The 12719-nt window shown below is 71.1% G+C and carries 6 protein-coding genes; all 6 read left to right on the top strand.

The window, feature by feature from the left end; genetic code table 11:
- Positions 1 to 26 precede the first annotated feature (26 nt).
- The 6 genes from DMA15_RS02110 (at position 27) to DMA15_RS37885 (ending at position 12718) form a co-directional block, all read left to right on the top strand.
- Positions 27 to 242, top strand: a complete 216-nt coding sequence (locus DMA15_RS02110; protein WP_125510947.1) for an MbtH family protein — start codon at positions 27 to 29, stop codon at positions 240 to 242.
- A gap of 29 nt (positions 243 to 271) precedes the next feature.
- Complete coding sequence (locus tag DMA15_RS02105) at positions 272 to 955, top strand: LmbU family transcriptional regulator (RefSeq protein ID WP_276314316.1); 684 nt, start codon at positions 272 to 274, stop codon at positions 953 to 955.
- A 75-nt stretch (positions 956 to 1030) separates the two neighbouring features.
- A complete protein-coding gene (locus tag DMA15_RS02100; protein WP_125510946.1) occupies positions 1031 to 2593 on the top strand; it encodes an amino acid adenylation domain-containing protein in 1563 nt (520 codons plus the stop codon).
- Positions 2593 to 2823 carry a phosphopantetheine-binding protein gene (locus DMA15_RS02095; RefSeq protein ID WP_125510945.1) on the top strand — a complete coding sequence of 77 codons (231 nt, stop codon included), beginning with the start codon at positions 2593 to 2595 and terminating at the stop codon, positions 2821 to 2823. The genes DMA15_RS02100 and DMA15_RS02095 overlap by 1 nt, the downstream gene beginning before the upstream one ends.
- A gap of 13 nt (positions 2824 to 2836) precedes the next feature.
- Positions 2837 to 4024: an NAD(P)/FAD-dependent oxidoreductase gene (locus DMA15_RS02090; protein WP_125510944.1), complete on the top strand. Its 1188-nt coding sequence runs from the start codon at positions 2837 to 2839 to the stop codon at positions 4022 to 4024.
- 42 nt (positions 4025 to 4066) lie between these two features.
- The gene (locus tag DMA15_RS37885) at positions 4067 to 12718 is read left to right on the top strand and encodes a non-ribosomal peptide synthetase (RefSeq protein ID WP_125510943.1); all 8652 of its coding nucleotides are present in this window, start codon (positions 4067 to 4069) and stop codon (positions 12716 to 12718) included.
- Position 12719: the final 1 nt, after the last annotated feature.

Genomic DNA, 12719 nt, shown 5'->3' with positions numbered 1-12719 from the left:
CCCCGTGGCGATTAAGGATGGTGGCAATGAGCACGAACCCTTTCGATGACGAGAACGGCAGCTTCTACGTCCTGGCCAACGACGAGGACCAGCACTCCTTGTGGCCCGTGTTCGCCGAGGTGCCCGCGGGCTGGCGGGTGGTCTTCGGCGAGGCGGCCAGGGGCGAGTGCCTGGAGTACGTGGAGCGGCACTGGACCGACTTGCGGCCCAGGAGCCTGCGCCAGGCCATGGCGGCGGAGTGAGAACGGCTAACAGCTGCCAGACCGGGCCGGTGAGCACCGGCGGTGAACTCGCGCAGCGCGATGTGATCCTCTCCTTCGTGGGGGAACAGGCGCAGGCGCGGAAGACGGGAATGACCTTTCCGCAGAACCTGTCGGAGCGGTCCTGGGAACGGATCGGCGCCAATCTGCGCGAGCTGACGAACTCCTCGGCGTGGTGGCTCGGCGACTGGCTGATCTTCGGTGAGGCCGCCTACGGGTGGCGCCGGTACCGGGAGGCGGTGGAGAGGACGGGGCTCGACTACCAGACCCTGCGCAACTACGCCTGGGTGGCCCGGCGGTTCGAGCACCGCCGCCGACGGGAGAGCCTCAGCTTCGCCCACCACGCCGAGGTGACCCGCTTGGCACCCCCCGAGCAGGACTACTGGCTGCGCAAGGCCGAGCAGTTGAAGTGGTCGCGCAACGAACTCCGCAGGGCGGTCCGTGCCAGCCTGGCCGAGCAGTCCGAGAAGGCCGGCATCGCACCGAGCGGTGACGGCGCCGGGGAGCAGGAGGCGCCCCGGCCCGCGGAGCGGCCGGCGTCCGTCGACGAGCCCGCGCCCCAGGTCACCACGCTCACCATCGAACTGTCCGCGGGCCAACTGGACTTCTACTCCAAGGTGGCCGCCGCGCACGGTCTGCCCGTCGACAAATGGGTGACCCAGGTGCTCGACGCCGCCGACCGGCGCACCGCCTGACCGCCCGGCACGCTCCGTTCCCCGTGGCACGCCGGGGGCCCGCCCGACCGGACACCTCCACATCGGAGTCAGTTGATGATCCTTCAGGGAAAGCGGGTTGCCCTGCCCGCGACACCCGTCGTCCACAAGCGGTTCGAGGCGCACGCGGCGGCCACCCCCGACGCCGTCGCCGTCTTCTGCGCCGGACAACAGGTGACGTACGCGGAACTGAACGCTCGGGCCAACCGGTTCGCGCACTTCCTCACCGCACGCGGACACGGCCGGGGGGCGAAGGTCGGGGTCTGCCTCGACTACTCGACCGACATGGTCGTCGCCATCCTCGGCACGCTGAAGGCGGGCGCGGCCTACGTACCGTTCGACCCGTCCTACCCGGCGGCGAGACTGCGCCTGCTGCTCGGGCAGGTCCCCGGCCTCGCCCTGATCGTGGCCTCCCCGGCGACCGCCCGACTCGTCGAGTCGGCGGCCGTCGAGATCGTCGGCGTCGAGCAGCTGACCGACCACCTGGCGGGCCTGCCGGTCACCGACCCCGAGACCGCGGTCACCGGGGACGACGTGTGCTACGCGGTCTTCACCTCCGGGTCGACCGGCACACCGAAGGTGACCGCGGTGCGGCACGAGGGCTGGTACAACCTGCTGAACTGGCTGGCGCTCGAATACCGCCTGGGCCGCGGGTCGCACAACCTCGTGGTCAGCGCGTTCGGCTTCGACCTCTCCCAACGCAGCCTGATGGCGCCGCTGTTCTGCGGCGCCACCCAACACCTGATGGCGAGCCGGAACTTCGACGCGGCGATGGCCTACCGCATGCTCCGTGAGCACGGGATACGCACGGTGCACTGCGCTTCGAGCACGCTGTACCTGTTGGTGGACTGGGAGACCGCACGCGGGGGCGAGGTGCTCAGCCGACTGGACTACGTGCTCTTCGGCGGGGAGCCGCTGAAGGTCGAACGGATCGTCGACTGGGCGCGACGCGAGGGCAATACGTGCACCCTCCTGCACCAGTACGGCGTCGCCGAGTGCACGGACGTCGCGACCTCGTACGACCTTGCCGAGTACCGGCCGGGCGAACACGACACCGCGCCGGTCGGCAGGCCTGCGTACAACACCGAGATCCACCTCCTCGACGAGCGGATGCGCGGTGTCGGGGCGGGGGAGTACGGCGAGGTCTGCATCTCCGGGGCCGGCGTCGGCGCGGGCTACCTGGGCGGCACGGGCCCCGACTCCGAGCGGTTCACGACGGTCGTGATCGACGGCGCGCCGCGCAGGCTCTACCGCACGGGCGATCGCGGCCGGGTGAACGAGGCCGGGGACCTGGTCGTCGCCGGCCGGATGGACGCGCAGGTGAAGGTGCGGGGCATGCGCATCGACCCCAGTGACGTCGAGCGCGCGCTCGGCAGGCTCGCCGGGGTGCGGGAGGCCGCCGTGGTGGCGCGGTACACCGAGGCGGGTGAGGCGGAGCTGGTCGCGTTCCTCGTCCCGGCGGGAGCCGATCTCGCGGAGGACGACGTGCGCCCGCGCCTCCTCGAGACGCTGCCGCGATCCATGGTTCCCGCCCGGTTCCTCAATATCCCGCGACTTCCGTTGAGTCCGCACGGAAAAGCGGACCGGGCGGCGCTGGTCGATCGACTGAAGGGATTGTGATGATTGCCGAAAGGGTGCGCGGCATCTGGTGCCGGGAACTCCAGCTCGACGACATAGCGGTCGACGACGATTTCTTCGCCCTGGGCGGCCAGTCCGTGATCATGGCCAAAATCCAGATGGCTTACATCGATGAACTGGACGTCGAGGTTCCGGTCGACCAGATGTTCCTCAACCCGACGGTGGCGTCGATTTCCGAGTACATCGAATCCATGGGTGCGAAAACCACCTGATCGGAGAGGCGCCATGTACGACGTCATTGTCATAGGAGCCCGTTGTGCGGGTTCGCCGGCGGCCATGCTGTTCGCCCGGCAGGGATACCGCGTCCTGCTCCTGGAGAAGGCGCGGTTCCCGCAGGACACACTGTCCTCGCATTACATCCACCAGCCGGGCGTCGCGCTGCTCGGCCGGTGGGGGCTGCTCGACAAGCTCCGCGACACCGGCTGCCCGCCGATCGACCACGAGAGCTACGAGGGCCCCGGCGTCCGTCTCGACGGCTTCTCCCTGCCCGTCGACGGCCACCGCACGACCTACGCGCCGAGGCGGTTCGTGCTCGACCCCATCCTCGCCGAGGGTGCCGTGGCGTCGGGGGTGGAGTTCCAGGAGTCCTGCGCGGTCACCGACCTGGTCTTCGAAGGCGATCGGGTCGTGGGGGTGCGCTACACGACGCCCGGCGGCGCCGAGGCGACGGAGCGGGCGCGGCTGGTCGTCGGCGCCGACGGCATGCGCTCGCTCGTGGCCCGCAAGGCCGGTGCGCGGAACGTGGTCGAGCACCCGCGGATGAGCTGCGTCTACTACAGCTACTGGGCAGGTGTTCCCGCGGGCTTCGAGCTGTACGAGCGGCCCGGACGCTGGATCGTCGCCGCCCCCACCCACGACGGCCTCACGCTGATCATGACGTACTTCCCGCAGGACGAGTTCTCCGAGGTGCGCAAGGCGGTGGAACCCGCCTATCTCGAAGCCGTCCGCTCGACGAGCCCGGAGCTGTCCGAACGGATGTCTGCGGGCGAGCGCGTGGAGCAGCTGTACGGCACCGGACACCAGGAGAACTACTTCCGCAAGGCCTACGGGCCCGGGTGGGTGCTGCTCGGTGACGCGGTCCACCACAAGGACTCCATCACCGCGCGCGGCATCACCGACGCCTTTCTCCAGGCCCAGTCGCTCACCGGGCACATCGGAGAGCGGCTGCACGACGAGGCGGCGCTCGAAGAGGCGCTGCGGTGCTACGAGGAAGACCTGGAGGAGACCTTCTCCGACATCTACCAGGGCGCGCTCAACGTGGCCGAACTGAAGCCGCAGGGGCGTATGGAGATGCTGCGGAAACTGGTCGGTCACCAGGAGCTGATCGACCGGTACTTCTCGACGGTCTCCGGTGCGTGTTCCTTCGACGACTTCTACAACGCCGAACTGCTGGCGGTACTCGATCAGAACTGAGGGCGGAGCGCTCCCTGGTGGCTCCATCGATTTGGAGGAACAATGATTCCGTTGTCGTTCGCGCAGCGCCGACTGTGGTTCGTGGACCGGTTCGAAGGCCCTTCGCCGACGTACAACGGCGCTTTCGCCCTGCGGCTGACCGGCGAACTGGACGTGGGCGCCCTGGAGTCGGCGCTCCGCGATGTCATCGACCGGCACGAGGCCCTTCGTACGGTGATCGTCGAGGATGACGACGGCGTTCCGCACCAGCAGGTGCTCCCCTTCGACAGCAGGCCGTTCGACCTGCCGGTCGTCGAGGTCACGGAGGAAGCGGAGCCTGCGGCCGTCGATGAGGTGGCCACCGCCACCTTCGACCTCGCCGCCGACGTGCCGGTCCGCGCCAGGCTGCTGCGACGCGGACCGCGCGAGCACACCATGGTGCTGGTGATGCACCACATCGCCGTGGACGGGGAGTCCTTCGGGCCGCTCTTCCGCGACCTCCTGATGGCCTACGCGGCCCGCACCGAGGGCCGGGCCCCGGCGTGGGAGCCGCTTCCGGTGCAGTACGCGGACTACACGCTGTGGCAGCGGGACATGCTCGGCGACGAGTCCGACCCGCAGAGCCTGGCGGCGAGGCAACTGGAGTACTGGCGGCAGACGCTGGCCGATCTGGCCCAGCCGCTGGCCATACCCACCGACCGCCGGCGCCCCAAGGCGATGAGCCACCGCGGCGACATGGTCCCCTTCTCCATCGACCCCGATCTGCTGCGGTCCGTGGAGCAGCTGGCCGCCCAGGCGGACACCACGGTCTCCATGGTCATGCACTCCGCGCTCGCGGTCCTCCTGCACCACCTCGGCTGCGGTGACGACGTGCCGATCGGCGCACCGATCGCGGGCCGCACCGACGAGGAGCTGCGGGACCTCGTCGGCTTCTTCGTCAACACCTGGGTGCTGCGCGTCGACCTCTCCGGGAACCCCACCTTCCGCCAGGTGCTCCAGCGGGTGCGGGACCGGGCGCTCGCCGCGTACGACAACCAGGACATGCCCTTCGAGCGGCTGGTGGAGCTCCTCAACCCGGACAGGTCAACCGCCTACAACCCGTTCTTCCAGGTGATGCTCGCCTGGCAGCCGCCCGTGCCGCGGATGGAGTTCCCCGGCCTCGACGCCCGGGCCGAGAGGCTGGAGACGAGGACGGCCAAGTTCGACCTCTTCTTCGACATCATCCCGAACGGCTCGGGCGGAGCGCGCTGCCGTCTGGAGTACGCCACCGACCTGTTCGACAGGACCACGGCCGAGGACATCGCACACCGGTTCGTGCGCGTCCTCGGCCGGCTCGTGGCCGACCCTGGGCGCGGGACCGGCGGCATCGACGTGCTCGACGCGGCCGAACGGGACCAGGTGCTCAACCGGTTCAACGACACCGCCACGGCGGTGCCCGAGCTGACGATCCCGGAGCTGTTCGAAGACCAGGTCGCCAGGACCCCGGACGCCCCGGCGATCGTCTGCGGCGACCGCACACTGACCTACCGGCAACTCGACGAGCGGGCGAACGGCGTGGCGCGGGAGCTGGTGCGGCGGGGCGCCGGGCCCGAGGACCTGGTGGTACTGGCGCTGCCCCGCACCGAGGACCTGGTCGTCGGCCTGCTGGGCATCCTCAAGTCCGGTGCCGCGTACCTGCCGATGGACCCGGGCTACCTCGGCGCGCGGGCGGAGACCGTACTGTCCGAGGCGGCCGCGCGGTTCGTGGTCACCGACACCGAGACCTGGCAGGACCTGCCGCAGAACGGCATGTCGGCCATCCACCTGGACCACCGCGAGCGGTGGCCCTCTTCCGAGGAGCCGCTGGACGACGCGGCCCGGGTCGCACCGCTCGGTCCGGACAACCTGGCGTACGTCATGTACACCTCCGGCTCCACGGGCAAGCCGAAGGGCGCGGCGATCACCCACCGCAACGTCGTCAACGGAGTGCGGGAGCTGGTGCGCGTCCTGGACGCGCCGCCCGGGTGGCGCATGCTGGCCGCCACCTCAATCAACTTCGACGTCTCGGTCTTCGAGCTGCTGACCACCCTGTCCACCGGCGGCACGGCCGAGGTGGTGCCGAACGCGCTGGCCCTCGCCGAGCGGGACTCCTGGGACGGCCATGTGATCAGCGCGGTCCCCTCGGTCTTCGGGGAACTCATCAGTCACCTGGAGAAGGCACCCGACGTGCGCACGGTCGTCTTCGCCGGTGACGTGCTCCCGGCCCGGCTGGTGCGGGAGGTGCGCGAGGCCCTGCCCGGGGTGCAGATCGTCAACTCCTACGGGCAGAGCGAGAGCTTCTACGCCACCACGTACTCCCTCCCGGCCTCCGAGGAATGGGCGCAGAGCGAGGTCGCGCCGATCGGAACCCCGCTGGGCAACATGCGGGCCTACGTGCTGGGCCCGGGGCTCGCCCCGGTGCCGCAGGGCGTGGTCGGCGAGCTGTACGTGGTCGGGACCTGCCTGGGGCGCGGCTACCACGGACGCCCGGACCTGACCGCCGAACGCTACGTGGCGAACCCGTTCGGGGCGCCGGGCGAGCGGATGTACCGCACGGGTGACCTCGCCCGCCGCAACGCGCGGGGCGAACTGGAGTGCGTCGGCAGGGCCGACGGCCAGGTGAAGGTGCGCGGCTTCCGCATCGAGACGGCCGAGGTCGAGGCCGCGTGCATGCAGCACCCCGCGGTGGGCCAGGCGGTGGTGGTCAGCCGGGAGACGCCCTCGGGCGGACGGCGGCTCGTCGCGTACGTGGTGTACGCCGGTGAGGGCGGCGTCGGTGACGACGGCGCCGGTGGCATCGGCGACGTGGACGTGCTGGCCGGTGCCTCGGCCGCCGAGCTGCGCAAGTTCGTCGCGGCACGCCTGCCCGACTACATGGTCCCGTCGGCCTTCGTGGTCCTCGGCCGGATGCCGCTCACCTCGACCGGCAAGCTGGACCGCGCGGCCCTGCCCGAACCGGAGTTCACGGGCGAGAGCTACCGGGCACCGCGCAACGAGGCCGAGGCGATCATCACCGCCGCCTACGCGGACGTACTCGGCGTGGACCGGGTCGGTGCCGACGACGACTTCTTCGCCGTGGGCGGGGACAGCCTGCGCTCCCTCCAGGTGGTCGCGCGGGCCCGGGCCCGGGGCCTTGAGCTCACCACCCGGGAGGTCTTCGAGTGCCGCACGGCGGCGCGCCTCGCCGAGGTGGCCGCCACCCGCCGGGACCGGGTGCCCGTGCTCGCGGAGGAGGAGGGCGGCGGCGTCGGTCCGATGCCGTTGCAGCCCGTGGCCCGGGAGGTGTTCGGGCACGGCGGCGGGACGGACCGGTTCGCCATGGCGATGGTGCTCGAACTGCCCGTGGGCATCGACGCGAGCGGGCTCGCCGCGACGCTGGACGCCGTACTCGACCGGCACGACCTCCTGCGCGCCCAGCTGGTGCGCGGCGACGAGCCCTCCCTCGTCGTCCGTCCGCGGGGCTGCGTGCGGGCGGCGGACCTGATCCACCGCGTCGACTGCGACGGCCGGTGGGAGGAGCCGCACCTGCTGGAGGCGGGCAAGGCGGAGCTGGACGCCGCCGTCGGACGACTTGACCCGGCCGCCGGGACCATGGCGGACTTCGTGTGGTTCGCCGCCGAGTCGGGCGCGGGCCGACTCCTCGCCGTACTGCACCACCTCGTGGTGGACGGGGTCTCCTGGCGGATCCTCATGTCGGACCTGGCCGAGGCATGGCAACAGGTCCGGGCGGGCCGGACGCCGGAGCTGCCCGCGGTCGGGACGTCCGCCCGCCGCTGGGCCTCGGCGCTGGAGACCGAGGCGCTCTCCCCGGAGCGGGAAGCTGAACTGACGTACTGGCGGGACCTGCTGGAGGCGCCGAACCCCCCGCTGGGCACGCGGGCGTTCGACCCGGCGGTGGATGTGATGTCCACCGTCGACACCGTGCGCGTGCACCTGCCCGCCGACGTCACCGAGGCGGTGCTGACCAGGCTGCCCGCGGCCTTCAGGGGAACCGGGACCGACGTGCTGCTCGCCGCGCTCGCCCTTGCGGTGAACCGGTGGCGCGGCGCGGACCGCTCGACCCTGATCCGGCTGGAAGGCCACGGGCGTACGGAGGACGTCGTCCCCGGGGCCGACCTCTCCCGGACCGTCGGATGGTTCACCAGCATGTACCCGGCGCGGGTCGACGTCGCCGGGGTGGACCTGGCCGACGTACTGGCCGGGGGGCCCGCGGCCGGCAAGGCGATCAAGCTGGTCAAGGAGCAGCTGCGCGGCATTCCGGACAAGGGCGTGGGCTACGGACTGCTGCGCCATCTGAACCCGGAGACCGCCCCGCGGCTCGCCGGGTACCCGGCGCCGCAGATCGGGTTCAACTACCTCGGCCGGATCTCCGGCACCGACGTGCCCGAGCACCTGCGCGCGGACGGCTGGGGACCGGCGGCATGGTCCGCCGACCTGCTCCCGGCGTCCGACCCCGACCTGCCCGCGCTCTCCGCCCTGGAGGTCAACTCGGTCGCCACGGACACCGCCGACGGCACCCGCCTGCAGACCGTCTTCATGTTCCCCACCGGGGTCCTCTCCCGGGAGCGGATCACCGAACTGGCCGATCTGTGGGTCGACGTGCTGCACGGCATGGCCGCGCACGCGGCGCGCCCGGATGCCGGCGGGCTCACGCCCTCGGACACCCCGCTGGTCTCGGTGCGGCAGGACGAGATCGAGAGCTGGGAGAAGCGCTACGGACGGCTCGTCGAGATCTGGCCGCAGTCGTCCGGGCAGTCCGGCATCCAGTTCCAGGCCGCGGTCGCCGACGGCTCCTTCGACGTCTACCACATGCAGTTCGTCCTGCATCTGTCCGGACACGTGGACCCGGCGCGCATGCGGGCGGCCGGGCAGGCGCTCCTCGACCGGTACCCGAACCTGCGCGCCGCGTTCTTCACCGCGGCGGGCGGCGACCCGGTGCAGGTCGTCGCGGAGCACGTCGCCGTACCCTGGCGGCACGTCGACCTGACCGGCCACAGCGAAGCCGAGCAGGACGCGGCGCTCGACAGGGCCCTCGCCGACGACCGGGCCGACCGCCTCGACCCCACCAGGCCGCCACTGTTCCGGCTGGCTCTGCTCACCTGCGGACCGCGACGGGCCAAACTCATCATCACGGCGCACCACACCGTGTTCGACGGCTGGTCGTCGCCGTTGGTGTTCAAGGACCTGATCCAGCTGTACTCCGGGACCGGCGAACTCGCTCCGGTCCGGAGCTACGGCGACTACCTGGCCTGGCTGGCCACACGGGACCGGGAGGAGTCCGCCGCCCGGTGGGCCGCCGAACTCGCCGGATTCGACCAGCCGACTCTGGTCGCCCCGCACGCTCCCCTCCAGGGAACGGGGACCGCGCTCGGGCGGGTCGAGGTACCGCTGAGCATCGACAAGGGGCGTGAACTCGCCCGGCGCGCCGCGGAGTTCGGCGTCACCCTGAACACGCTCCTGCAAGGCGCGTGGGGCATCCTGCTCTCGAAGCTGACCGGGCAGCAGGACGTGGTGTTCGGGGCCGCCGTCAACGGCCGCCCGGCGGAGCTGCCCGGCTCGGACGAGATGGTCGGCCTCTTCGTCAACTCCCTGCCGATCAGGGTGTTCTGCCGACCGGACCGCACCATCGCCGACGTCATCACCGAGCTGCAGGACCGCCAGACCGCGCTGCTCGACCACCACTCCTACGGGCTTGCCGACATCCAGCGCGACGCCGGACTGCCCGCCCTGTTCGACACGATGATCGCCTTCGAGAACTACCCGATCGACCGCGAGGGCATCGTCGACGCGAACACCTCGGCGGGCTTCACGATCGACGGCATCCGGCCGTTCGCCGGCTCCCACTACCCGCTCAGCCTCAACTCCGCCGACCCCTACCTGCGGCTCTCCATCGACTACCAGAACAACCTCTACGACCGCGACGCGGCCGAGGTGGTCGCCGCCCGGCTCGTCCGGGTCCTGGAGCAGGTGCGCACCGACCCGACGGTCCTCGTCGGCACCATCGGGGTGCTCAGCGACGAGGAGCGGGAGTGGACGGTCTCCCGGGTCAACGACACGGCACACCCGGTCGCCGACGACACCCTGCCGAGCGCCTTCGAGGCCCAGGTGGAGCGCGGCCCCGAGCGCCTCGCACTGATCGGGGAGCGGGAGACGCTGACCTACGGCGAACTCAACCGGCGTGCCAACCAGCTGGCGCACTGGCTGGTCGAGCGCGGCGCGGGCCCCGAGCAGGTCGTCGCGGTCCGGGTTCCCCGCTCCGTGGACCTGCTGGTGGCCCTGCACGCGGTGGTCAAGGCGGGCGCGGCCTATCTGCCGGTCGGCAGCGACCTGCCCGAGGACCGCGTACGCCACATGCTGGAGGCCGCGAAACCGCTGCTGGTCCTCGACGAACGCCTCCCGGACGTCTCCGGATACCCGACGGTGAACCCGCGGCGCACGCTCGCACCGGACAACGCCGCGTACGTCATCTACACCTCGGGCTCCAGCGGCACCCCCAAGGGCGTACAGGTGTCGCACCGGGCGATCAACAACCGGCTGCGCTGGATGCAGGACACGTACCGGCTCACTCCCGAGGACCGCGTACTGCAGAAGACACCGTCGTCGTTCGACGTATCGGTGTGGGAGTTCTTCTGGCCGCTCCAGGAAGGCGCGGCCCTGGTGATCGCGGAGCCCGACGGACACAAGGATCCGGCCTACCTGGCCCGGCTGATCCGCGAGCAGTCCGTCACCACCTGCCACTTCGTGCCGTCGATGCTCCAGGCCTTCCTGGCCGAACCGGCCGCCGCCCGCTGTGACGAGCCGCTGCGCCGGGTGTTCTGCAGCGGCGAGGCCCTGCCCCGCGAGACCGCGCACGCCTTCGCGCGCACCCTGCCGGCCGTCGCCTTGCACAACCTGTACGGCCCGACCGAGGCCGCCGTCGACGTGACGCACCACACCTGTGTGCCGGAGGGCTCCGGGCCCGTGCCGATCGGCCTGCCGATCTGGAACACACGGGTATACGTGCTGGACGCGGCGCTGCGCCCGGTGCCGCCCGGCGTCGACGGCGAGCTGTACCTCGCCGGCGCCGGACTCGCGCGGGGCTACCTCGGTCAGGCCGCACTGACCGCGGACCGGTTCGTGGCGTGCCCCTACGGCGAGGTGGGAGCCCGGATGTACCGCACCGGCGACATCGTGCGGTGGAACCCGGACGGCGAACTGGACTACGTCGGGCGCTCCGACTTCCAGGTGAAGATCCGCGGATTCCGCATCGAACTGGGCGAGATCGAGAGCCAGTTGACCCGCCACCCCGCCGTGCGCCAGGCCACGGTGATCGCCCGCGAGGACGCCACCGGCGACCGGCAGCTGGCCGGATACCTGGTGGTGGACCCCGAGGCGGCGCCGGGCGTGACCGAGTACCGCGAGCTGGAGAAGGCGGGGCGGCTGGCCGACGTCGAACTGCACGAACTGCCCAACGGCATGCTGGTGGCCGGGCGCAACAAGTCGAACATCTCCTATCTCTACGACGAGATCTTCCAGCGGGGCGAGTACGCGCGCGGCGGGGTGACCTTCGACGACGGCGCGTGCGTCGTCGACGTGGGCGGCCACGTCGGCATGTTCGGGCTGTGGGCCGGGTCGGTGGCGCGCGACGTGCGGGTGTACGCGGTCGAGCCCATGCCCGAGTCGGCCGAGTTCTACCGGATCAACGCCCAGCTGCACGGCCTGGACGCCGTGGTGACCGACTGCGGCATCTCGGACACCCCCGGGCGCGCGGAGTTCACCTACTACCCCGAGATGTCACTGATGTCGGGGCAGTTCGCGGACGAGGCGACGGAGCAGGAGACGCTGCGCCGGGTCATCGCCAACGAACGCGGTGCGAACGCCGTCGAGGACGACCAACTGACCGATCTGCTGGCCGACCGGCTGGCGAGCACACGGGTCGACGTGGAACTGCGCACCGTGTCACAGGTGATCCGGGAGAACGGACTCACCGCGGTGGACGTGCTGAAGGTCGACGCGGAGAAGAGCGAACTGGCCGCCCTGCGCGGCATCGAGCCCGAGCACTGGCCGATCATCCGCCAGGTCGTCGCCGAGGTGCACGACGTCGACGACCGGGTCGCGGTCGTGACGAAGATGCTGGAGACCAAGGGCTTCCACGTCGTCGTGGAGACCCCGCAAGGCCTTGAGGGCACCGGGATGAGCCAGCTGTACGCCACCCGCGACAGCCACGACGCCCCGCCCCCGCCCCCGGCGGCCCCGGCGTCCGCCGGATGGCACAGCCCCGCCCAGCTCACCCGCGAGGTGCGCGCTCACCTGGAGCGCCATCTGCCCGACTACATGGTCCCCGCCCACCTGGTGCTCCTCGACAGCATTCCGGTGACGCCGAACGGCAAGGTCGACCGCAACGCGCTGCCCGCACCCGACCAGCCGGAACTCGCCGCCGGGCGAGGACCGCGCGACCACAACGAGGAAGTGCTCTGCCGGCTCTTCGCGGAGCTGCTCGGGGTGGAGGAGGTCGGCATCGACATCGACTTCTTCGACCACGGAGGGCATTCGCTGCTGGCCACCCGGCTGATCGGCCGCATCCGCAACGAGCTCGACGTCGACGTGAAAGTCACGACGGTGTTCCGCAATCCGACCGTCGCCCAACTGGCGGAGACGATCAAGAAGTCGGCCCGCTCGAAGCGCCCCCAGCTGCGACAGATGACCGTACAGGAGTAGC

It is taken from the genome of Streptomyces sp. WAC 01529 (assembly GCF_003945545.1).
Lineage (GTDB): Bacteria > Actinomycetota > Actinomycetes > Streptomycetales > Streptomycetaceae > Streptomyces > Streptomyces anatolicus.
The sequence above is the reverse complement of the archived record's forward strand: the minus strand, read 5'-3'. Positions and strand labels throughout refer to the sequence as shown.